The 20,638-nt window shown below is 63.4% G+C and carries 22 protein-coding genes and 1 tRNA gene; 14 read left to right on the top strand and 9 right to left on the bottom strand.

The window, feature by feature from the left end; translation table 11 throughout:
* Nucleotides 1–286 precede the first annotated feature (286 nt).
* Both purS and purQ read left to right on the top strand, forming a co-directional pair.
* Nucleotides 287–538, top strand: a complete 252-nt coding sequence (gene purS, locus B208_RS0108335; RefSeq protein ID WP_007976870.1) for a phosphoribosylformylglycinamidine synthase subunit PurS — start codon at nucleotides 287–289, stop codon at nucleotides 536–538.
* Nucleotides 535–1,209, top strand: coding sequence for a phosphoribosylformylglycinamidine synthase I (gene purQ / locus B208_RS0108330; protein WP_007976872.1), 675 nt, complete (start codon nucleotides 535–537; stop codon nucleotides 1,207–1,209). Before purS ends, purQ begins: the two co-directional genes overlap by 4 nt.
* Before the next feature lie 18 nt (nucleotides 1,210–1,227).
* Here the strand turns inward: purQ and B208_RS0108325 are convergent, their stop codons facing one another.
* The 3 genes from B208_RS0108325 to B208_RS0108315 form a co-directional block, all read right to left on the bottom strand.
* The gene (locus tag B208_RS0108325) at nucleotides 1,228–2,163 is read right to left on the bottom strand and encodes a DMT family transporter (RefSeq protein ID WP_018128816.1); all 936 of its coding nucleotides are present in this window, start codon (nucleotides 2,161–2,163) and stop codon (nucleotides 1,228–1,230) included.
* A 107-nt stretch (nucleotides 2,164–2,270) separates the two neighbouring features.
* Nucleotides 2,271–2,768: a CBS domain-containing protein gene (locus tag B208_RS0108320; RefSeq protein WP_007976876.1), complete on the bottom strand. Its 498-nt coding sequence runs from the start codon at nucleotides 2,766–2,768 to the stop codon at nucleotides 2,271–2,273.
* A 126-nt stretch (nucleotides 2,769–2,894) separates the two neighbouring features.
* Nucleotides 2,895–3,863, bottom strand: a complete 969-nt coding sequence (locus tag B208_RS0108315) for a diacylglycerol/lipid kinase family protein (protein WP_007976878.1) — start codon at nucleotides 3,861–3,863, stop codon at nucleotides 2,895–2,897.
* Between the two features lie 54 nt (nucleotides 3,864–3,917).
* Here B208_RS0108315 and B208_RS0108310 point away from each other — a divergent pair, with 54 nt between their 5' ends.
* Nucleotides 3,918–4,622 (top strand): PHP-associated domain-containing protein, encoded by a 705-nt coding sequence (locus tag B208_RS0108310; protein WP_007976880.1) that lies wholly within the window; start codon nucleotides 3,918–3,920, stop codon nucleotides 4,620–4,622.
* Here B208_RS0108310 and B208_RS0108305 read toward each other — a convergent pair.
* Nucleotides 4,619–5,032 (bottom strand): Lrp/AsnC family transcriptional regulator, encoded by a 414-nt coding sequence (locus tag B208_RS0108305; protein ID WP_007976883.1) that lies wholly within the window; start codon nucleotides 5,030–5,032, stop codon nucleotides 4,619–4,621. The genes B208_RS0108310 and B208_RS0108305 overlap by 4 nt on opposite strands.
* Nucleotides 5,033–5,134: 102 nt before the next feature.
* Between B208_RS0108305 and carA the strand changes: the two genes are divergently transcribed.
* Nucleotides 5,135–6,205, top strand: a complete 1,071-nt coding sequence (gene carA, locus B208_RS0108300; RefSeq protein WP_007976885.1) for a glutamine-hydrolyzing carbamoyl-phosphate synthase small subunit — start codon at nucleotides 5,135–5,137, stop codon at nucleotides 6,203–6,205.
* 61 nt (nucleotides 6,206–6,266) lie between these two features.
* On the opposite strand, the gene B208_RS0108295 is transcribed toward carA, so the two are convergent.
* Complete coding sequence (locus B208_RS0108295; protein WP_007976887.1) at nucleotides 6,267–6,992, bottom strand: SDR family oxidoreductase; 726 nt, start codon at nucleotides 6,990–6,992, stop codon at nucleotides 6,267–6,269.
* 174 nt (nucleotides 6,993–7,166) lie between these two features.
* Between B208_RS0108295 and B208_RS0108290 the strand changes: the two genes are divergently transcribed.
* Complete coding sequence (locus B208_RS0108290; protein WP_007976889.1) at nucleotides 7,167–8,309, top strand: hypothetical protein; 1,143 nt, start codon at nucleotides 7,167–7,169, stop codon at nucleotides 8,307–8,309.
* Between the two features lie 16 nt (nucleotides 8,310–8,325).
* On the opposite strand, the gene carB is transcribed toward B208_RS0108290, so the two are convergent.
* Nucleotides 8,326–11,463 carry a carbamoyl-phosphate synthase large subunit gene (gene carB / locus B208_RS0108285; protein ID WP_007976891.1) on the bottom strand — a complete coding sequence of 1,046 codons (3,138 nt, stop codon included), beginning with the start codon at nucleotides 11,461–11,463 and terminating at the stop codon, nucleotides 8,326–8,328.
* A 289-nt stretch (nucleotides 11,464–11,752) separates the two neighbouring features.
* Between carB and B208_RS0108280 the strand changes: the two genes are divergently transcribed.
* Nucleotides 11,753–12,310, top strand: coding sequence for an FxsA family protein (locus tag B208_RS0108280; RefSeq protein ID WP_007976892.1), 558 nt, complete (start codon nucleotides 11,753–11,755; stop codon nucleotides 12,308–12,310).
* Nucleotides 12,311–12,346: 36 nt separating this feature from the next.
* Nucleotides 12,347–12,420: transfer RNA gene (locus B208_RS0108275), tRNA-Ile, on the top strand.
* 261 nt (nucleotides 12,421–12,681) lie between these two features.
* Here B208_RS0108275 and B208_RS0108270 read toward each other — a convergent pair.
* On the bottom strand, nucleotides 12,682–12,879 hold the full coding sequence (locus B208_RS0108270; RefSeq protein ID WP_007976894.1) for a hypothetical protein: 198 nt from the start codon (nucleotides 12,877–12,879) through the stop codon (nucleotides 12,682–12,684).
* A gap of 144 nt (nucleotides 12,880–13,023) precedes the next feature.
* On the bottom strand, nucleotides 13,024–13,155 hold the full coding sequence (locus tag B208_RS24925) for a hypothetical protein (RefSeq protein ID WP_007976896.1): 132 nt from the start codon (nucleotides 13,153–13,155) through the stop codon (nucleotides 13,024–13,026).
* Between the two features lie 255 nt (nucleotides 13,156–13,410).
* On the opposite strand from B208_RS24925, the gene B208_RS0108255 reads away from it, so the two are divergent.
* The 7 genes from B208_RS0108255 (at nucleotide 13,411) to B208_RS0108220 (ending at nucleotide 19,904) form a co-directional block, all read left to right on the top strand.
* Nucleotides 13,411–14,730, top strand: a complete 1,320-nt coding sequence (locus B208_RS0108255) for a cytochrome P450 (protein ID WP_007976900.1) — start codon at nucleotides 13,411–13,413, stop codon at nucleotides 14,728–14,730.
* A gap of 118 nt (nucleotides 14,731–14,848) precedes the next feature.
* Nucleotides 14,849–15,061, top strand: a complete 213-nt coding sequence (locus B208_RS0108250; RefSeq protein ID WP_018128813.1) for a hypothetical protein — start codon at nucleotides 14,849–14,851, stop codon at nucleotides 15,059–15,061.
* Nucleotides 15,062–15,102: 41 nt separating this feature from the next.
* On the top strand, nucleotides 15,103–15,363 hold the full coding sequence (locus B208_RS0108245; protein ID WP_007976904.1) for a hypothetical protein: 261 nt from the start codon (nucleotides 15,103–15,105) through the stop codon (nucleotides 15,361–15,363).
* A 39-nt stretch (nucleotides 15,364–15,402) separates the two neighbouring features.
* Nucleotides 15,403–15,921 carry a peptidylprolyl isomerase gene (locus tag B208_RS0108240; RefSeq protein WP_026177782.1) on the top strand — a complete coding sequence of 173 codons (519 nt, stop codon included), beginning with the start codon at nucleotides 15,403–15,405 and terminating at the stop codon, nucleotides 15,919–15,921.
* Between the two features lie 96 nt (nucleotides 15,922–16,017).
* Entirely contained in the window at nucleotides 16,018–16,776 is a 759-nt protein-coding gene (locus B208_RS0108235; RefSeq protein ID WP_007976907.1) for a creatininase family protein, read from the top strand.
* 591 nt (nucleotides 16,777–17,367) lie between these two features.
* Nucleotides 17,368–19,008 carry a DUF255 domain-containing protein gene (locus B208_RS0108225; protein WP_007976911.1) on the top strand — a complete coding sequence of 547 codons (1,641 nt, stop codon included), beginning with the start codon at nucleotides 17,368–17,370 and terminating at the stop codon, nucleotides 19,006–19,008.
* 89 nt (nucleotides 19,009–19,097) lie between these two features.
* Nucleotides 19,098–19,904 carry a TrmB family transcriptional regulator gene (locus tag B208_RS0108220; protein WP_007976913.1) on the top strand — a complete coding sequence of 269 codons (807 nt, stop codon included), beginning with the start codon at nucleotides 19,098–19,100 and terminating at the stop codon, nucleotides 19,902–19,904.
* A gap of 2 nt (nucleotides 19,905–19,906) precedes the next feature.
* Here B208_RS0108220 and B208_RS0108215 read toward each other — a convergent pair whose 3' ends face one another.
* On the bottom strand, nucleotides 19,907–20,560 hold the full coding sequence (locus tag B208_RS0108215; RefSeq protein ID WP_007976915.1) for a MogA/MoaB family molybdenum cofactor biosynthesis protein: 654 nt from the start codon (nucleotides 20,558–20,560) through the stop codon (nucleotides 19,907–19,909).
* Between the last annotated feature and the right edge of the window lie 78 nt (nucleotides 20,561–20,638).

The following is a 20,638-nucleotide window of genomic DNA, read 5'->3' as shown; positions in this document are numbered from 1 at the left end:
TGCCGGTTACGAGGTACGGCCATGGAAGAAACGTATCGGGTCAGGGTGGCAAAAGCGTTTGTGACGGTGCAAAATTTCCCGTCCGCGTTGACAAGTAGCAGGGTGTGCCTACTCGAATACCGCCCGGCGACAACCACGGCGTGAACCGAAACAGGCGGAGCGAAAACGAGGACGAACGGCGTCGGCCGCTGGTCGTGGGGTGACGCTCCCCCGTTAGAACCACACGAACGTGCACAACGACTTCGTTCCAAAAGAGCTTTTGAACACGGACGCGCACGGTCAACCGATGACTGCTTACACCGCGACGGTGACGGTTCGGTTGAAAGGGGGCGTCCTCGACCCGGAGGCCGAAACGACGCGAGGCGCGCTCGAACGACTCGGCTTCGAACTGGACTCGCTCCGCTCTGCGGACGTGTTCGAAATCGACCTCGACGCCGAGTCGTCCGCGGACGCGGAGGAGCGCGCCGGTGAGATGGCAGAGCGCCTGCTCGCCAATCCGACGATTCACGACTACACGGTCGCGGTCGAGGAGCGATGACGGTCGCAATCGTCCAGTTCGGCGGGAGCAACTGCGACCGCGACGCGGTGCGCGCGCTCTCCCACCTCGGAATCGACGCCGAACTCGTCTGGCACGAGGACGACCTGCCCGAGGACACGACCGGCGTGATGTTGCCGGGCGGATTCTCGTACGGCGATTACCTCCGTGCGGGGGCCATCGCCGCCAACTCGCCCATCATGGCGCAGGTCCGCGAGGCGGCAGAGTCGGGCGTTCCCGTCCTCGGCGTCTGCAACGGCGCACAAATCGGCTGTGAATCCGGCCTGACGCCGGGCGCGTTCACGACCAACCGGAGCGCGCGCTTCCAGTGCGAACACGTCTATCTCCGGGTCGAAAACGCCGACACGCCGTGGACCGCGGCCTACGAGGAGGGGCAGGTTATTGAAGTCCCCATCGCGCACGGCGAGGGTCGATTCGAAATCACCGACGAGAAGTACGACGAACTCGACGCGGACGACCGGATTCTCTTCCGCTACTGCGACGAGAACGGCGTAGTGGCCGACGGAACGAATCCCAACGGGTCGAAGGGCAACGTGGCCGGAATCGTCGGCGAGTCGGATTCCGTCGCGGTCATGATGCCCCACCCCGAGCGAGCGACGCTTCCCGACATCGGTGGCACCGACGGCGAAGGCGTCCTCCTCGGATTCGCCTGAGTTTCGAGACGCGATTTTTCAGCGGCCGGACGAGAACGCGCCGGTTATCCGCGGCAGTTCGCGCGAAATCGCGCGCCGCTTCAGCAGGCAAAAGCCGGTGAAGACGATACAGAACCCAGCAACGGTCAGCGGCGTCACCGGTTCCTGCAGGAAGAACCAGCCCGTAATCGCGGCGAACACCGGCGCGACGTAGGAGACGAGGTTGATCTCGACCGCCCCGAGGCGGTCGAGCAGGTCGAAGTAGATGAGGAACCCGACGGCGCTGGCGAAGATAGAGAGGTAGGCGACGGCGGCGATTGCCTCCGGCGTCACCTCGATGGCCGAGACGGATTCGCTCGGTCGGGCGATGCTGATGCCGTGCATCATGAGCGCGCCGAGGAGCATCGACCACGCCTCCATCGTTTCGATGGGGAGTTCGGCCTCGATACGCTGGGTCAGCACGCTTCCGAGTGCGAAGGAGAACGCGGCGAGGAAGACGAGAATCTGGGGGACGATGCTCGTCGTCAGCGACTCGCTCGACCCTGCGTTGGCGAAACTCAGGACGGCGACGCCGACGAACCCGAGGAGCAGCCCCGCGATTCCGGCGGGGGTGAGTCGCTCGCTCGGGAGGAACACCCGCGCGAAACCGGTCGTGAGGATGGGACTGAGGCTGACGATGACGGCCGCCGCCGCGCTCGGCGTATCCTGTTCGCCGACGAATAGGAACGCGTGGTAGGCCGCGATCATGAGCGCGCCGCCGACGAGGACGAGTTTCCACTCGCCGCTCGTCCGCGGGCGCCACCGGTCGGTGACGTAGATGGCGTAGGCGAGCATCAGGACGCCCGCCACGTCGTAGCGAATCGCCGCGAACAACACCGGGGGGATGAACTCCAGTCCGGCCCGGATGGCCATGAACGCGGACCCCCAGAACGCGGCGAGGATGATGAACAACAGAAGGTTTCGATACCGGCTCACTCTACGAGGTCTCTTCCGTGAGGGGGAGTAGCTTTCGAAAACCCCCCTCGAATGCCGGGTTCGGTCGCGGATTCACGATGCCGGTCGGACTCCCCGCGTTCGACTCCTTACTCCTCTCGGCGCTCGTCCCGAAGCGCTCGCAGCACGTCCTGTCGAGCGATTATGCCGACGAGGCTCCCGTCCTCGACCACCGGGAGGCGGTTGATGTCCCGTTCGGTATCGACGAGCAGGTCGAGGATGTGGTCGATGTCGTCGTCGGGCGTCACCGTCACCACGTCCTCGGTCATGACGCTTCGAATCGGCTTTCCGGCGTTTTTCGCGAGGTCGAGACTGGTGTCCAGTTCGTCCCACGAGAGGTCGAAGCCGTATTCGAGGCTTTCGAGGAACGGGGGAAAACCGATGGGAATCCACAGCGTTCGGTCGCTCGGCTGAAACATGTGTACGAGGTCGTGTTGGGTGACGATGCCGACGACTTCCCCGTCCTCGGTGACGGGGAAGCCGTTGAACTGAACCCGTGCGAGACGCGTCAGCACTTCGCCGATTTCGTCGTCCGGTGCGACGGTTTCCACGTCGTTCGTCATCAGGTCGCGGGCGGTGATTGCCATACGTGAACGCTGGTGCGCACGCGGGGTAAACGTTATTACACGACTGCGCTCCGTGAGAATCCGTCGAACGCCTCTGTGGTGCGGTCAGGGGACCTCGACCGATCCGTCACCCGAACGAATCGCCGCTCACTCGCCGGAATTCTCGGGATATCGCTCGTACTCTTCGCCGACACAGAGTTCCATCGTGCGGGGTCGAACGCCGAGCGTCAATCCGTCCCATTCGCCCTTCTCGCCGTCCAGACTGAATTCGACGGGCGAATCCTGTTCGACCGCTATCTCCAGCGCGGGCGTCTTGAGGTGGGTCACGTTCTCCGTTTCGCTGCCGAACAGGCGTCGCATCGTCGCCTCCTGAAGCAGGTTCGCGGTGGGGGTCTTCTCGATGACGGTCACGTCCAGCAGACCGTCCTCCATGTTCGCCTGCGTCCGGCCCTTCGCCGGGAACCGTCGCCCGTTGCCGACGAGGACGAACACCGCGTCGCCGGACCACGTCACGTCGCCCTCGTCGGACGCCGCTATCGTGAGCGGAAGCCCCTCGTAGTCGGTCATCAACCGAAGGGTGTTCACGACGTATGCCAGCACGCCGAGGCGCGCCTTCTGCTCCGGGTCGGTTTGGTGGCTCGCGTCCGCGGTCAGCCCCCCGACACACGAGTTGACGAAGGGCCGTCCGTTCGTGGTGCCGAGGTCGATTCGCCGCCGTTCGCCCGCGTCGAGGACCTCGAAGGCGTGTTCGATTCCGGTGACGCCGACGTTTCCGGCGAAGTTGTTCCCCGTTCCGGCCGGAATCACGGCGAACGTCACGGCGTCCAGCGCGTCGGCGTCGTCCAATCCGCGGACGACTTCGTGTATCGTCCCGTCGCCGCCCGCGGCCGCGACCACGGCGGCACCGTTCTCCGCGGCGTGGCGCGCGAACTCGCGAGCGTCCCCCTCGCCCTGTGTTTCGAGGACGGTACAGTCGTACTCCGTCGCGAGGCGCTGGACCTGCTCGCGGTGGTTCGCGTTACCGCTGACGGGGTTCAACACGACGACGCGCTCGTACTCGATGGCGTCCTCGTTCGCCACGAGGTCGTCCACCGCACCCTCCTCGTCGGCTTTCATGCACTGACTGACCGGCGGAAAAACCAAAGAGCTATCGGCGGTATAGCTACGGACGTGTTCGCCCTCGACCTTCACGCTCACACGCGATTCTTCCACGGCCGTGAACGCGCCGCCGCGCTGTTCGACCCGCTGGGAGTCAGACTCCTCGAACTCGGCGCGCGCTACCGCGGACTGGACGGCGTGGCGTTGACGAACCACGATTACTATCACCCGTTCGTCGGACGCGTCGTGAAGACGATACCGGGTATCGAAATCTCCACGACGAAAGGCCACGTCCTCGTCGTCGGTCCCGACCCGCCGACGCGCACCGAACCCGGGACGCTCACGCCGAAGGAAACCGTCGCCCTCGCCCACGAACGAGGCTGTGCCGCCATCGTCGCCCATCCGTACCGGAACAGCACCGTGCGCGAAGTGGACGCCGACTTCGACGCCATCGAAATCAACGGCAAACACCCGCGAACCGAGGAGTGGGCGCGGGAACTGGCGGAGAGCTACGACCTGCCGCTGGTCGGCGGCAGCGACGCCCACTACCCGGTCGAAGTCGGGCGCGCGTACACGATGGTCGATGCGGACGTCTTGACGCCCGAGAGCGTCGTCAGCGCGATTCGGGACGGCCGCGTCGAACCGCGAGTCGAGCGGGGAACGTTCGACCAACTGGTCCGTCGCGGGTATCAGAAGGTACACGAAGGGAAGGACAACCTCCACCGCCCGGCGGAGGAGTCACCCGGCGTCGGCGAACCGCCGAAACCGGAAGACTAGCCGAGTCGCTCGTCCAAAATCAATCGAGTCTTCGTACTCACAACTTCCTCCAACTCCCGCGCGCGGGTTATGAGTTGGTTCACGCCTTGCGTGTCGGAGGCGTCCACGACGAGCACGATGTCGTCCTCGCCGCTGACCTGCCAGACGAAATCGACCTGTTCCCACTCCGCGAGCGTGTCGGACATCCTCGTCGTGTCGACGGCCACGTCCACGCCGATTTCTATCATCGCTTTCACGTTCCCCGTGTGGGTCGTAACCGTGAACCGCTCGATAACGCCGTCCTCGGTCATGCGTTCGACTCGATTTCGAACGGTCCCTTCCGACGTTCCGACCGCTTCGGCTATCTCTGTGTACGGTGTGCGGGCGTCTCGCCGGAGGAGATTCAGTATCTGTCGGTCGAGTGCGTCCATGGAGATTTGCAGGTAGTGGTGCACGCTACTTGACGATTACGAATTTCGTAACAATGCTTCGAAAGCAAGGTTTATAGGCCCGGATTGCATATGAATCTCGTAATGCCGGGTGCCTACGTCGCGCTGGAGGGTGGCCATGTGGTGGAAGCCCGTGGCCGTTCTCCGGGAACGGCTTGCGGAGAACTGGTTTTTACAACAGCATACACGGGTTACGAGGAGAGCCTCACCGATCCGTCCTACGAAGAACAGGTACTCACGTTCTCGTACCCCCTCATCGGGAACTACGGCGTCCGAGAGGAGCGCTTCGAGAGCGACCGAGTACACCCGCGCGCCGTCGTCGCGCGTGAACTGACCGAAGACGTCGCCGAGTGGCTCGAAGCCGAGGGCGTTCCCGCGGTGGACCACCTCGACACCCGCGACCTCGTCGGCGGGATTCGAGAGCAGGGTGCGATGAAGTGCGGTATCGCGGTCGGCGAGAACGCCACGCCCGAGGACGCGCTCGCGGAACTCGAACGCTGTCCGGGCATGAGCGACCACGACGACATCGGCGAGCAGGTCAGCGTCTCCGAACACGAGATTCACCCCGGTGACGGTGACGAGACCGACACGACCGTCGCGCTCATCGACTGCGGCGCGAAGGGGAGCATCATCGACTCGCTGGTCGAACGCGGTGCGGACGTCCACGTCCTCCCGCACGACGCGACCGCGGCCGACGTGGAGGGCGTCGATGCCGACGTGCTCTTCGTTTCGAACGGTCCGGGCGACCCTGCGAACTTCGAAGCGGCCCAGAAACTGGTCGAGACGTTCGTCGGCGAACTGCCGCTCGCGGGCATCTGCCTCGGACAGCAGATCATCGCCCGCGCGCTCGGCGGCACGACCGAGAAGATGGACTTCGGTCACCGCGGCGTCAACCAGCCCGTCCGCGACCTCGAATCTGGACAGGTCGTCATGACGACGCAGAACCACGGCTACACCGTCGCCGACCCCGGCGACCTCGAAGTCACGCAGATCAACGTCAACGACGACACGCCGGAAGGATTGGAGAGCGACGATCTCGATATCCTGACGCGCCAGTACCACCCCGAAGCCAACCCCGGACCGAACGACACCCTCGGATTCTTCGACGACGTTCTCTCGATGGCACCTCGACGGCGACTCGTCGCCGCGGACTAAGACTCCGACTCCACTCACCGACCGCTGATTATCGGCGGTAACGCGACGTACCGTTTTCCGATTATTCCTCGATTTCGATTCCTTTCTCGCCCGGGACGTTCCAATCGAGTTCGACCAGCCCCCGCGACGTTCCGCGGTGGCCGTCCCGACTGACGACTTCGAACGTCCGGTTCTCGGCTTCTGGCGTAAAGAGTGAGGCGAGCATCAGTCGAGCGACGTCCGCACGCGGGATGGACCCGGAGACGGTTTCGCCGCCCTCGCCGACCAACACGTCACCGGTCGCGGGCGCGTTCGTCAGTCCGCCGGGGCGGATGATGGTGTACGGAACACCCGAGGTCCGAAGCACGGATTCGGCGTGATTTTTCGCGTTGAGGACGCGCCAGAGGAGGAATCGAAACGGGGCGGGAATCCCTTCACGGGAGTCGCCGACGCCGATGGAACTCTCGAAGACGAAGTGCTCGACGTCGGCGGCGACGGCCGCATGGACGAGGTTCTCGACGCCCGTCCCGTCCACGAGGTCGCCCATCAGAGCGTGCAATCCCGGCGATGACCCGACAGCACAGAGGACGCCGTTGCAGTCGGCGACGGCGCGGGAGGCGTCCGCCGGGTCCAGCAGGTCGCCGACGATAACCTCGTCCGCACCGTCTTCCGACAGCGTTCGCTCCTTCTCGCGCGAGCGAGTCATCGCCCTGACGGTGATATCCGTATCGCGCAGTCGCCGGAGAAGTTCACGTCCCGTTCCGCCGCTGGCACCCGCGACGAGCAGTCGCTCGATTTCGTTCGACATTGTAGCGTGGGTAGGCGTAGAACCCTGAAAGGTCTCGCGGCCAACGGTGTCGTGCCGACTCACCGGGATCGCTACACGTCTCTACCCATATATTTGCATAAGTAATAAAATAATAAATTTACTAAGGTCTAGATTAATTATTTATTATTGCACTCTATTAAATAATCTGCAGCTATGAAGAGAAGCTACAACGGAGATACGGACGGAACGCAACCTGACAGGCGGGCAATTCTCAAAACCGGCGCGCTCGGACTGACGAGCATCGTCGGTGGGACCGGTCTTGCCAGTGCGGAACTGAACCAGAAGCAACCACAGGGAAGCGCGGTTTACACGGCGAAGGCGTCGGGAGGCGCGGCCATCTCCAACGAACGGCGACGAGCAGTTCGACGGCAGGCCGCCCGCGATTTCGAACGGAAAAACGGTCGCGCCCCCGCAGCCATCCCGGCGAGCGAGCAGGTGACGAGTTCCGGCGAGGTCGTGGCGTACGCCTACGGCTTCGACGCGAACGGTGTCGGGCGCTCTTACGTCGGCATCGCCGGTGAGGACATGACGGAGCCACAGGCGGAGTCGGGACGCGCTGAAGCCCAGATTCACGACCAATTCGACAGTCACGTCGCGGACATCTCCTCGGCCATCGAAACATCCGAGCAGGTTACCACGATGGCTGGTGGGATGGTCTCCGATACGAACAACATGGAGCAGGTGTTCTCACAGAAGCTCGAATACCTCGAAGACCCGTACGGCACGGTCGGTTCCACGTTCTACTGGTTCATTGACACGCTCGGCAGTTCCGAGGGCGATGTCCACGCGCTCCACTCCCCGGCGGGTTACGAACCCGGCACGTCCAAGTACGGGTCCGATTACAAGAACGAATGGGGTCGCGTATTCCACCGCTGGAACCAGAGCGAGATGGGTAACACCGACGTGGACTACGGGCAGTGGAAACCGTACGGAACCCAAGGCGGGTCGTCGTCGACCAGCTATTCGCTCAGTGTGAGCGCCGGTTGGATGACGGCGTCGGTTACGGCGGGTATAAGCTGGTCGTACTCCCAACCGAACGTCGAGGTCGTGGACGAGTCCTCGCCGACCAGCGAGTACAACCAGTGGCAGTTGAAGCTCAACTCCGCATGGGACGATGACACCCGCGAGAACTTCATCGGCTTCCAGCCGTCGAGCGCGGCGTCGATGAACCACTACGACTCATCGTCGATGGGAAAACGAACTATCTCCGGGAACGAAGTGAAAGCGCAGTTCTCGAACGGGGATTCGAGCCGCAACCTGTGGTCGAAAAACGAGTTCTACCTACAGCCGGCCTGAGTCGAACGTCGAGCGGTTAGCGACCCCACTCGCGCTCGACCTTCGGCCTGTCGCCGACCGACTGCACGCAAATCGGTTCGTCGCGCGCGCCGAGCGCTTCGACCGCCGCCGTCGCGCTGGCGGCGGTCGTGAAGTACGTGATATCCTCCTCGACAGCCATCTCCAATGCCTCGCGGTCGTCGCTCACGAGGAGGTCGATTTTGCCTTCCCGGACCGCCTTCGCGGTGTCCTCGAACTCGGCGAGTTCGTAGTAGTCGCCGAAGCCGTCCACGTCGAGTTCGACGACCGCAACGCCCTCCGTCGGAAGCGCGTTCGAGGCGGCGGATTGGGCCTTCTCGTAGGCCTTGCCGAACGAGTCGGCGGTGCCCATCACTTCACCCGTCGATTTCATCTCCGGGCCGAGGCGCGGGTCGGACCCGGAGAGGCGGTCGAACGGGAGGACGACCTCTTTCACGCTCGTCTGCTCGGGAATCTGTTCGGCGGCATCGAGGTCAGCAAGCGTCTCCCCGGCCATCACCTTCGCCGCGAGTTTCGCTATCGGGACGCCCGTCGCCTTCGAGACGAACGGTACCGTCCGCGAGGAACGCGGGTTGGCTTCGAGGACGTAGACCGTTCCGTCCTGAACGGCCAACTGGACGTTGAGCAGCCCGACCGTATCGAGGGCGCGGGCGATGTCTTCAGTCACGTCACGGACGCGAGAGAGCGTCTCCTCGGACAGCGAGCGAGTCGGAATCATGCAGGCCGAGTCGCCCGAGTGGACGCCCGCGCTCTCGACGTGCTCCATGATGCCGCCGATGACGATATTCTCGCCGTCGGAAACGGCGTCCACATCCAGTTCCACCGCGTCGGCGAGGAACTCGTCCACGAGGATGGGTTTGTCGGGCGAGACGCGGACCGCCTCCTCGATGTACTCCGTGAGTTCGTCGTCGTCGTACACGATGTCCATCGCGCGGCCACCGAGGACGTAGGACGGACGCACGAGGACGGGGTAGCCGATGTCGTGCGCGAGTTCGAGGGCTTCCTCCTCGCTCGTCGCGCTCCCGCCGGTCGGCTGTTCGATTCCCAAGTCGTCCATCAGGCGGTTGAAGCGGTCGCGGTCCTCCGCGAGGTCCATGGCATCCACCGTGGTGCCGAGGACCTTGCAGTCGAGGTCCCGGCGTTCGAGTTCTTCCTCCAGCGGGTGACCGATATCGACCGAGGTCTGACCGCCGAACTGGACCATCACGCCGTCGGCGTTCGTCGCCTCGATGACGTCGGCGACCTCTTCCGCCGTTATCGGTTCGAAGAACAGGCCGTCGGAGGTGTCGTAGTCCGTCGAAACCGTCTCCGGATTGTTGTTCACGACGTGGGCCTCGATGCCCATCTCGCGGAGCGCGCGGACCGCGTGGACCGAACAGTAGTCGAACTCGACGCCCTGCCCGATGCGAATCGGGCCGCCGCCGACGACCACGACGCTCTCCACGTCGGGATTCACCTGCAGTTCGTCGTTGCCGAACACGTTCGTCTCGCGGGCGGACCGCGCGGAGTAGTAGTACGGCGTCGAGGCGGCGAACTCGCCCGCACAGGTATCGACCTGCTTGAACGAGCGCTCGGGTGCGGCCGTCTCGACCGACCCGACGTCGGCACCGGCCATCGCTGCGACCTCCTGGTTCGTGAACCCTTTCTCGGCCGCCGGGGCGAACTCGCCGTCCTGTGCGGCCTCGACCGATTCCGCGATGCGGCCGTAGCGCTCGACGTACCACGATTCGATGCCGGTCAGGTCTGCGACCTGTTCGGCGGTGTAGCCGCGCTCGAACGCCTCGAACATGGCGTACGGGCGGTCGGGGCTCGGCCGTTCGAGATAGTGGGTTTCGAGTTCGTCGTCGGAAATTTCGTCCCACTCCGCGTCGGGTTCGTACTCGGAACTGCGGAGGGCTTTGAGGAGGCTCTCCTCGAAGGTGCGCCCGATGGCCATCGCTTCGCCGGTCGATTTCATCGCGGTGCTGAGTTCGAAGTCCACGTCGTCGAACTTGTCCTTGGGCCAGCGCGGAACCTTCGTCACCACGTAGTCGATGGCGGGTTCGAACGCCGCCGTGGTTTCGCCCGTGATCTCGTTCTCGATTTCGTGCAGGCGCTTACCGAGCGCGACCTTCGCCGTGACGCGGGCGATGGGGTAGCCCGTCGCCTTGGAGGCCAGCGCCGAGGAACGCGAGACGCGCGGGTTCACTTCGACGACGCGGTACTCGCCGCCGGGCGTGCCGTCGTCGTGCCACGCGAACTGGATATTACACCCGCCCTGAATCCCCAAATCGCGGATGACTTCGAGGGCCACGTCGCGCATCTCTTGGTGTCCCTCGTCGGGGATGACCTGCGAGGGCGTGACGACGGTGGACTCGCCCGTGTGAATCCCCATCGGGTCGAGGTTCTCCATGTTGCAGATGATGATACACGAGTCGTCGGCGTCGCGCATCACCTCGTACTCCAGTTCGACCCATCCCTCGATGGATTCCGTGATGAGCACCTCGTTGTTGCGCGAGAGGCGCAGCCCCTTCCGCACGCGCTCTTTCAGTTCGTCCATCTCGTGGACGACGCCGGACCCGGACCCGCCGAGGGTGTAGGTCGTCCGCGAGATGACGGGGAGGCCGCCGACCGTTTCCACTGCTTCCTCGACTCGTTCACCCAGCGCGTCCTCGTCCAACTCCGTGACCGATTCGCCCTCGTCGAGCGTGATGGTCGTCGAACGCGGCATCGGTTGGCCCAAGTCCTGCATCCGCTCGCGGAAGAGGTCGCGGTCTTCGGTGGCGTAGATGGTGTCGAGGGGCGTTCCCATTATCTCCACGTCGTACTCGTCGAGGATGCCCTCCTCGCTGAGTTCGGCGGTGACGTTCAGTCCCGTCTGTCCACCCAGTCCGGCGATAACGCCGTCCGGGCGCTCCTTCCGGATGATTTCGGCGATGGCTTCCGTCGTGATGGGTTCGATGTACACCTCGTCGGCCATCTCCGGGTCGGTCATGATGGTCGCCGGGTTGGAGTTCACGAGAACGACTCGCGCCCCCTCTTCCTGTAGCGCGCGGCAGGCCTGTGCGCCGGAGTAGTCGAACTCCGCTGCCTGCCCTATTTGGATGGGTCCGCTTCCGATGAGCAAAATCGTCCTGTCCTCGGTGTCCTCACTCATGGCTGTTATCGGTGTGAAGTTCGTACATCGTAATAAGCCCCACGAATCATTACGAGGAACGAAACTGAATTTCGAATTTCGGAAATCCACGAGCAGATTTGCGTTGTTCGGGAGGATTCCGGGGATTACAGGACGGAAAGCGGGGGGCGGTGTCCAGAACTGAACGAAAGAACAATTGTCGTGGGCGCAATCGGCGTTTCAGCAGGGGATTTTTCCTTCCTCACGTTCGCCTCTTCGAGTACATATCTGCAGGTAAAGGGTTTTACAGCCTGAACCACTACGTCGAATCATGTGGAAACGGTTGCTGGCGCTGTTGCTGTTGATACCGTTACTCGACGGGCTGTTCCTCATCTTCGTCGCCTCGCAGATCGGCTGGATGATCACCGTCGCGCTCGTCGTACTGACCGCCCTCATCGGCATGATGCTCGTCCGTGCCGAAGGGAGACACACCATCAGACGGATTCAAACCGACCTCGCACGCGGGGACGCCCCGACGAACCGAATCATCGACGGCGGCTTCCTGCTCGTCTCGGGTGCCTTCCTGCTCACGCCCGGCCTCATCACGGACACGCTCGGGTTCCTGTTCGCGCTCCCGCCCACGCGTGCGGTGTTCCGTACGGTGGCGAAAAAGTGGGTCATCACGCCCTACCTCGACAAACAGACCGGCGGATTCGCCACGGGCAACGTCTACACCTTCGGCTTCCCCAACGGCGGCAACGTCACCGGAACCGGAAATTCGGGCAACACGACCTCCTCGAACGGCTCCAGTGGTGACACGTACCGGGTAGATTCGGACGCCTATGATATCGATTTCGATGACGACTCGGAGGAGAAAGGAAACCCTTAAAACTCACAACCGGCAACGAGTAAATGCGTCCAACCGGGGCCAATAGCTCAGTTAGGTTGAGCGCTCGGCTGATAACCGGGAGGTCCGCGGTTCAAATCCGCGTTGGCCCATCCCAATTTCACTCGGTCTTTGACCGATCGAAAACGGGGCGCAACCTCCCCAGCCAACTAATCTTACGGTACTCACATTCTACAGCGACCCGCTTTTCGTGTGACGTTGAACTTGTTTCCCGACGGCTATCTACGCCTTCTGGCGATTTCCATAGCCAGAGGTGGTCGCTGTGAACCCCTTCCCGAAACCGGACGGGTCGTTCGATCTATCGACGTGTGCAAAAATACACGGTTTATCTTCTACTTCACGCTCTTGTCCGATTACGCAGCCGTCGTTTCGTCTTCGAGTTCGGTTTCCGCCGCACTCCGACGACTGGATACCCACGTGCTCAGGGCCACTGACACCCCGGTCAAGATGCCGATCCGCGTCCCGAGTTCTTTCCCGCCGACGATACGCGCGGCGGCTGTTGCGACGATGAATGCTACGAAACCGCTCAGAAGGCTCTTTTTCAGGGCCATGTGCCCACTACCTCAGGTAGATAAAAGGTCCCATCGATTGAGCATTGGACGGAGAACCCGTGAACGGGACTCGTGATTTCTGGAGGGACGACGAGCCTTCGAGAGTTCTCTCTCGCGGTTCGATTCTCCACCACTTTACGACCGTCAGCAACTGCTTCGGCTCTTCTGCACTTTCCGTACCACCCAGACGAACGAGATGACCGCCACCCCCGTCAGCAGGTGTTTCGCAAGTCCGCGCCAATTCGGATAGTCGGTTTCCGCCCCTTCGTTCTCCATGGGTTCTCGTCGGGAGAGTCACTGAAATCGGTTGTGGCGCTCGGTCCGTTCTTCGAAAACTCGGAAGAAACCGCCGTCAGTCGAATTACCGTTCCCGCTTCCGCCGCTCCCGTTCATGCCGCGCTGTCACGTCCCCGACCGTCTCGTTCTCCAACAGTAGGTCCGCCCGCCGTTCGAACTTCTCCACTAGAATTTGTAAAAATTCTTCCACTCGTTCGGGCGCAGGTTCTTAGCGCGTGCGACCCAATCACAACCATGGCGAACCGGGTACCATCGGGACCGGAGGGGGTACCGTTTCTGGGGTCGAGCCTGCAGTACGCGGACGACCCGCTGGGGTTCATGGAGCGCGTCGCACGCGAGTACGGCGACGTGGCCCGCATCGACGTGTACGGGACGGAGGTCTACCAGGTGACCGACCCGGCGGCCATCCGACGCGTCCTCGTGACGAACGCCGCGAACTACCGCAAGCCGAGTCTGGGCGGCGACGAGGGACTCGGTGGTCTCCTCGGCGACGGTCTGCTGACCAGCGACGGCGACCACTGGCAGCGTCAGCGTAAGGCCATGCAACCGTCCTTCTACGGCGAGAAACTGGACGAGTACGGGGAGATAATCGTCCGCGATACGACCGAGTTGGCCGACTCGTTTTCCGACGGTGAGCACACCGACATCCACGCCGAGATGTCGGAACTCACCCTCAGAATCGTCGTCGAGAGCCTGCTCGGCGCTCGAATCGACGGGATGGAACGCGCGATTCGGGAAGCCCTGATGGAAGTCGGCGAGCGCTTCCAACCCGGTCCGCAGGGATTCGTCCCCGAGGAGATACCGACGCCGCGAAACGTGCGGTATCGCCGCGCCGTTGATAGATTGGACCGAATCCTTCGAGAAATCCGACGGCAACACGAGTACACCGGCGACGAGGACGACCTGCTCGGCGTGTTGCTCGACCGACGCGACGATGGAGCGCTCTCCGACGAGAGCGTCCGCAACGAGATGATGACGATGTTGCTCGCTGGCCACGACACGACGGCCTTGACGCTCACGTACGCGTGGTATCTGCTCTCGAAACACCCCGAGGTCGCGGAGCGATTTCACGACGAACTCGATTCGGTGGTGGAGGGGACGCCGACGGTCGCCGACCTCGCGGACCTCGATTACCTCGACAACATCGTGACGGAGACGATGCGACTGTATCCGCCCGCCTACGTCGTCTATCGGCAGGCGGCAGCGGCGGACGAACTCGCCGGATTCCACGTCCCGGCGGACACCATCGTCTCCACGCCGCAGTGGGTCGTCCACCACGACGAGCGGTTTTTCTCCGACTCGTGGGAATTCCGCCCCGAGCGTTGGACGGACGAGTTCCGCCGCGACCTCCCGCCGTTCGCTTACTTCCCGTTCGGCGGCGGCCCGCGCAAGTGTATCGGCGACGGCTTCGCCATGCGCGAGGCGAAACTCGTGCTGGCGACGCTCGGCACGCGATTCGAGTTCGACCTCGTTTCCACCGCGCCGTTGGACCTCGTTCCGCTCGTCACCTTGCACCCGGCAAATCCGGTCGAGGTGACGGTGCGAGCGCGGTAAACCGTTCCTCTTTCAGTCCATCTCCCGGACGACATCGACAAGTGACTCGTGTGCAGTCGCTTACCTCTCGGCGGGCAAAACCGTGCGATTCACGCAAGTGGAGTACGAAGCCGGTGGTATGAGCACAGGGAACGCCGCGAAGAAGGTTCGGTTCGGCCTGGCGATGGCGCTCGGCGTCATCGTGCCGGGCATGCTGAAATACGTCCTGACCCAGAGCGGATACGGTCTACTCGGGTCCGTGATCTTCTACACCGGTTATCTCTCGGCCGCCGTCGTAATCTGGTACGTCTGGATCAGACCGCTGGAGTTGACCGGTTCGAGCGGGGCATAGCGGAAGTTTAAAGGAGAACTCACACCGACTTTCGGACAGGAATGTTCGAGTTCGTCCCATTACCGCTCGTCGACGACTTCCTTCTCAAAATCAACGTCGGAGACGCGATTTTCGCGCTGTTCGCGGTTTCGCTCGTGGCTTCGATTCCGCTGAAGTCACGGAAAGTACTCTCGCTGAACTCGATTCTGTTCGGCATTCTGTTCCTCCTCATCGTGTCGATGGGGGCACCGGCCACGTACGCCTATCTCGGCGTCGTGTTGCTGGTCATCGCGCCCCTGCTGTACACGACGGCCGGTCGATAGATAGAACGTCTTTTTTCCTTGGAGGCCGACCGTTCGGACATGGCAGACGACCTAACGGCCACGCTTCACACGAATCACGGCGACATCGAGGTTCGACTGTTCGACGAACGCGCACCCCGAACCGTCGGAAACTTCGTCGGTCTGGCGACCGGCGAGCGCGAATGGACGGACCCGCAGTCGGGCGACCGAATGACCGACCAACCGCTCTACGACGACGTACTCTTCCACCGCGTCATCGACGGCTTCATGATTCAGGGCGGCGACCCGACCGGAACCGGCCGCGGCGGTCCCGGCTACCAGTTCGACGACGAGTTCCACCCCGAACTCTCCCACGACGGTCCGGGCATCCTCTCGATGGCGAACTCCGGCCCGAACACCAACGGTTCGCAGTTCTTCATCACGCTCGACGCTCAACCGCACCTCGACAACCGCCACGCCGTGTTCGGCGAGGTCATCGACGGCATGGACGTCGTCGAAGAGATCGGCAACGTTGATACGAACCCGCAGGACAAACCGCTCGACGACGTGGTTCTCGAATCCGTCGAGATTCACGACTGAGCGCCGACGCGAACGTCGATTCTTTTTCGGTTCATCTTCACAGCTACCGGGTGATTTCTGCCCGTTCGATTGCGACACTCACACACCGTAACAGACATGACGACGAATTCGAACACCGAACTCGCGGAGCACAGCTGGCCGGAAGTCGAAGCCGCCCTCGACGATGGAAGACGGACCGTTATCGTAGCGGTCGGGTCGGTCGAACAACACGGTCCGCATCTCCCGCTGATAATGGACACGCTGGCGGGCGACGAACTGGCGAAACGAATCGCGGAGAAACTCGGCGACGCGCTGGCCGCACCGACTGTTCGTCCCGGCTGTTCGGGGCATCACATGGAGTTCCCAGGAACGATAACGATTCCCGCGGCGGTGCTCATGGACTTGATTCGCGCGTACTGCAAGTCGTTGGACGAACACGGCTTCGAACACATCGTCCTCGTTCCGACTCACGGCGGCAACTTCGCACCCGTCAACACCGTCGCTCCGGAGGTCGCCCGCGACATCGACGCGAACGTCATCGCGCTCGCTGACCTCGCGGACCTCATGGAACTCCAGAACGAGGGCCTCCGAAAGGGCGGCGTGGAGTACCAAGAGGACGTGATTCACGCGGGGGCCGCGGAGACGGCGATGGTACTGGCGATAGACGAGGGGCTGGTCCGAACCGACGAACTCGAAGTCGGCCACGAGGAGGAGATTTCCGTCTCTCGGTTGCTGAGCGAGGGGTTTCAGTCCATCACCGAGAACGGCGTCCTCGGCGACCCGCGCGAAGGGACTACGGAGGCCGGTGAGGAGATTCTCGATACCGTCGCGTCGGCGTACGCGGAGCGAATCGACGCGGAGCGCGAGGCTATCTGAGCGTACCGCTCGGTGGTCGGCGCCTCGAAACTCAGATCGACGCGTTGTCGAGGACGATTTCGACCAGCGCGAGGCAGACGAGAGCAGTCCCGCGAGAACGCCGCTTTCTGTAAAACCGTAGTGGAACGGGTACACGTGCAGAGAGAGAACGAGGAGGGCACCGACGACGAGAAGGCACGCGCCGAGCAGGTGTTTCGCTTTCGGACTCATATTCGAAACGACATGTCGTGTTTCTACATGTTTTTGCCCACGAACGGAGAATCCGTGCTGTTCGTCTTCTCGGTGGAATCCCGAAAATCGTTCATTTTCGACCGTTCGCCGCCGAGGGTTTCGACACGACGACCGGTTTTCACCACGATTGCTAGGGTCCACGACCGCACCGCATGTGGATGGGCGGCCGGAACCGCACGGCCGCCCATCCTCGGCGCCCCCGTTCCTTCCCCGGGCGTGGTCGCGGCGCGTTCATATCGAACGCGCCGCGACCACCGCGCGTCCCGTTGGCCGGACGGCTATCGATTTGCGGCAGTTTGTCCCCTTCCGTCGGCATGCCGATTCCGAAACCACTTCCGTCGTTCGACGCCAAGCCTCGCCATGGACGACTCTGCGGAACGGACGAAAGTCGAGTGGCGCGAGTGGGGTGACGCGGCGTTCGAGGAGGCGCGGGAGGAAGACAAACCCGTCCTGCTCTCGCTGTCGGCGCGCTGGTGTTCGTGGTGCCACGAGATGGACGAGACGACCTACGCGCTGCCGACGCTGGCGGCGAACGTCAACGACTCATTCATTCCGGTTCGGGCCGACATCGACCGTCAGCCGCGCGTCAGGGAGCGATACAACATGGGCGGCTTCCCGACGACGGTGTTCCTCACGCCCGAAGGCGAACACCTGACCGGCGCGACATTCCTCGACGCGAACACCATGCGCCAGGTCGTCGGACAGGTACGGGACCTCTGGAAGCACAAGGGACGCGAGGCGTCGCAAGTCCCGCGAACCGTCCGCGACCAGAACCCCCCAGCGGGCGAGGTCACGGACGAAATCGAGCGCCTGCTGGTCGGTCAGGTGGAAGACCGGTTCGACCCGACCAACGGCGGTTGGGGAGACGACGCGAAGTTTCCGCTTCCCCGGACCGTCGAGTTCGCGCTGAAACGGGACCGGAAGCGAGCGCTCGCCACGCTCTCGCCCATCACGGCGAACCTCTACGACGACTACGAGGGCGGCTTCTTCCGATACGCCGGAACCCGCGAGTGGAACGACGTTCACCGCGAGAAGATGCTCGACGTGAACGCCGCGCTGTTGCGCGCCTACGCGAACGCCTACCTGTACACGGGCGAGGAACGCTACCGCGACCCCGCCGCGAAGACCGTCGAGTACCTGACGACGACGCTCTGGGAGGGCGACGCCTTCGGCGGCAGCCAGCGACCCGGCGACGGCTACTACGAGGGCGACGTGAGCGACCGCGAGAGCCGGGAAGCCCCGGCGGTCGATTTCACGGCCTTCGCCGACCGGAACGCGCTCGCCGCCGACGCCCTGCTCACCTACACCGCCTATACGGACGACGAACACGCCCGCCGCTACGCCGAGCGGACCCTCGATTTCCTCGCATCGTACGTCGAGGACGGCGCGGTCGTCCACTACCGCGACGGCGACGAGGAGGGCGAGCGGGGCCTGCTCGCCGACCAAGCCACCGTGATTCGAGCGTTCGTCACCGCCGCGCAAGTGCTCGGGGATGAGGAGGGCTATCTCGACATTGCCCGCTCCGTCGCCGACCACGCCATCGACACGCTACAGACGGACGACGGCGCGTTCATCGACGGGCCGGAGGAGGGACCGGGCCTGCTCGACCGGTCGCTCCGCCCCGTGGACGACAACGCCGCAATCGCGGACGCGCTGGTCGATTTGGCCATGCTGACGGGCGAGGAAGCGTACGAAGACGCGGCACGGGACGCCATCGGCGCGTTCGCCGGTGCGGCGGACAGAATCGGCGTGCAGGTGGCTGGCTACGCAACCGCCGCGTCTCGGCTGTGTCGTCCGCCCCTGCGAGTCGTCGTCGCCACCGAACCGGGTTCGAACCTGCATCGCGCCGCGCTTCGTCTCGCCGACCACGAGAAGGTGGTCGTGCTCGCCCCCGACGGCGAGTACGAGCGGGGCACCGCCCGCCTCGTCGATGGCGAAACGGTCTCGGACGCGGCGACGTCGCCCGCGGAGTTGAGTGAACTTGCGGCGAGTTTCTTCTGAACTGATCGTGAGAAAATAAGCGGGCATTCGGTCGAACGTCCGGAAAACGCACGTAGCGTTTTTATACTGTCGCCCTAATGTCACCAGATATGGCAAATCTCCGCGATTTGGGTCTCTCCGAATACGAAGCTCGCGCGTACCGGGCGCTGTTGAACACCGGCCCGACGACGGCGAAGGACCTCTCCCGTGTGAGCGACGTTCCGATGGGGCGGATTTACGACGTTCTCAACAGTTTGGAGACGCACAATCTCGTCCGGAGTCAGAGCGCGAGCCGTCCGAAGAAGTACGTCGCGGTCGAACCCAGCACCGCACTCGACCGACTGCTGGACGACAAGCTGGACGAACTGAACGCCAAGGCGAACCAGTACGAAGATATCGTCGACGAGTTGAGCACCGAACTGGACGCCGTTGAGCCACCCATCGAGGAGGGGTTCTGGACGGCGGCGGTCGGCGCGGACGACTCGCTCGAACTGCTCATCGAGCGGTTGGACGCCGCGGAGCGTCGCATCGACATGGTCGCCGGGCGCGTCTCGCCGACGTTCGATATCGGAAATATCGGCGATACCGTTACCGAGCACCTCGAACGCGCGTTGGATCGCGGGGTGGACGTGTCCGTCCTCATGTCGCCGGAACTCGTCAGCACGCTCCCCGAGAGCGTCGGACAGCGATACGCATCGACCCTCTCCGACCATCCGCAGTTTTCGGTTCGGACGACGCCGGAAATCGACGGCACGTTCAACCTCATCGACGACATCGAGGTGTGCATCGAGGTTGCGAATCCCCTCTCACCCGGCGAGGCGTTCGCCATGATAGACCTCAAAGACCCCGAGTTCGCGGCGAACGTCAACAGCCAGTTCTCCTCGCGGTGGGAGACGGCGGAACCGCTCCACTTTTGATATCACTCGCGGCGCGCGAGACCGGCGAGGTGGCCCGCCTCTTCGAGAATGATTTCGGACAGGCCGAGTCGAACCGCGTTCTCGCTCCCGGGGAGACAACAGACCACGACGCCGTTCGCGACGCCCGCGGTCGCTCGCGTCCCGACGATCTTCGTCCCGATGTCGTCGTAGGAGAGCCGCCGGAACAGTTCGCCGAAACCGGGTAGCTCCTTCTCGAGCAGCGGGCGAACGGCCTCTACCGTCACGTCGTCCGGCGTGACTCCGGTGCCGCCGGTCGTGACGACGACGCCCACGTCGTCGCGCCCGACGATGTTGTGCACCGTCTTCTGCACCCCGTCGTGATCGTCGGCGACGAGTTCCCGCGTCACGACGTCGTGTCCCGCATCCTCGACGAGTTCCGCGATGGCGTTGCCCGCCGGGTCGTCGTCCACGGACCGCGACGAGGAGACGGTGACGACCGCGAAGCCGAGTTCGCTCACGTCGTGGCTGTGATGGTCGTGGTCGTGGTTGTGCGCGTGGTTGTGGTGGCCGTGTTCATCGTCGCTGTGGCCGTCGTGACCGTCTTCGTGGTCGTGGTGGCCGTGTTCGCCCTCGTCGTGTCCAGTGTCATCGTGGCCGTCGCTGTGGTCTCCGCCGTTATCGTCGTGATTAGTCATGTCCGACTCTTGGGCGGGCCACCCCAAAAGTCCACACGAACCCCCGATTTGCACACAGTTTTGGTCTTCGCCGCCGAC

It is taken from the genome of Haladaptatus paucihalophilus DX253 (genome assembly GCF_000376445.1).
GTDB lineage: Archaea > Halobacteriota > Halobacteria > Halobacteriales > Haladaptataceae > Haladaptatus > Haladaptatus paucihalophilus.
Note: the sequence above shows the minus strand (reverse complement) of the source record. Positions and strands in the feature narration are given on the sequence as shown.

Bases quoted from the DNA above. Each gene is read 5' to 3' on its own strand.
- B208_RS0108290 (WP_007976889.1), top strand. From the start codon at position 7,167: ATGAAGAGAAGCTACAACGGAGATACGGACGGAACGCAACCTGACAGG.
- B208_RS0108320 (WP_007976876.1), bottom strand. From the start codon at position 2,768: ATGGCAATCACCGCCCGCGACCTGATGACGAACGACGTGGAAACCGTC.
- B208_RS0108245 (WP_007976904.1), top strand. From the start codon at position 15,103: ATGTTCGAGTTCGTCCCATTACCGCTCGTCGACGACTTCCTTCTCAAA.
- purS (WP_007976870.1), top strand. From the start codon at position 287: ATGACTGCTTACACCGCGACGGTGACGGTTCGGTTGAAAGGGGGCGTC.
- B208_RS0108220 (WP_007976913.1), top strand. From the start codon at position 19,098: ATGGCAAATCTCCGCGATTTGGGTCTCTCCGAATACGAAGCTCGCGCG.
- B208_RS0108270 (WP_007976894.1), bottom strand. From the start codon at position 12,879: ATGGCCCTGAAAAAGAGCCTTCTGAGCGGTTTCGTAGCATTCATCGTC.
- B208_RS0108250 (WP_018128813.1), top strand. From the start codon at position 14,849: ATGAGCACAGGGAACGCCGCGAAGAAGGTTCGGTTCGGCCTGGCGATG.
- B208_RS0108280 (WP_007976892.1), top strand. From the start codon at position 11,753: ATGTGGAAACGGTTGCTGGCGCTGTTGCTGTTGATACCGTTACTCGAC.
- B208_RS0108295 (WP_007976887.1), bottom strand. From the start codon at position 6,992: ATGTCGAACGAAATCGAGCGACTGCTCGTCGCGGGTGCCAGCGGCGGA.
- B208_RS0108215 (WP_007976915.1), bottom strand. From the start codon at position 20,560: ATGACTAATCACGACGATAACGGCGGAGACCACAGCGACGGCCACGAT.
- carA (WP_007976885.1), top strand. From the start codon at position 5,135: ATGCCGGGTGCCTACGTCGCGCTGGAGGGTGGCCATGTGGTGGAAGCC.
- carB (WP_007976891.1), bottom strand. From the start codon at position 11,463: ATGAGTGAGGACACCGAGGACAGGACGATTTTGCTCATCGGAAGCGGA.
- B208_RS0108305 (WP_007976883.1), bottom strand. From the start codon at position 5,032: ATGGACGCACTCGACCGACAGATACTGAATCTCCTCCGGCGAGACGCC.
- purQ (WP_007976872.1), top strand. From the start codon at position 535: ATGACGGTCGCAATCGTCCAGTTCGGCGGGAGCAACTGCGACCGCGAC.
- B208_RS0108235 (WP_007976907.1), top strand. From the start codon at position 16,018: ATGACGACGAATTCGAACACCGAACTCGCGGAGCACAGCTGGCCGGAA.
- B208_RS0108240 (WP_026177782.1), top strand. From the start codon at position 15,403: ATGGCAGACGACCTAACGGCCACGCTTCACACGAATCACGGCGACATC.
- B208_RS0108225 (WP_007976911.1), top strand. From the start codon at position 17,368: ATGGACGACTCTGCGGAACGGACGAAAGTCGAGTGGCGCGAGTGGGGT.
- B208_RS0108255 (WP_007976900.1), top strand. From the start codon at position 13,411: ATGGCGAACCGGGTACCATCGGGACCGGAGGGGGTACCGTTTCTGGGG.
- B208_RS24925 (WP_007976896.1), bottom strand. From the start codon at position 13,155: ATGGAGAACGAAGGGGCGGAAACCGACTATCCGAATTGGCGCGGACTT.
- B208_RS0108315 (WP_007976878.1), bottom strand. From the start codon at position 3,863: ATGAAAGCCGACGAGGAGGGTGCGGTGGACGACCTCGTGGCGAACGAG.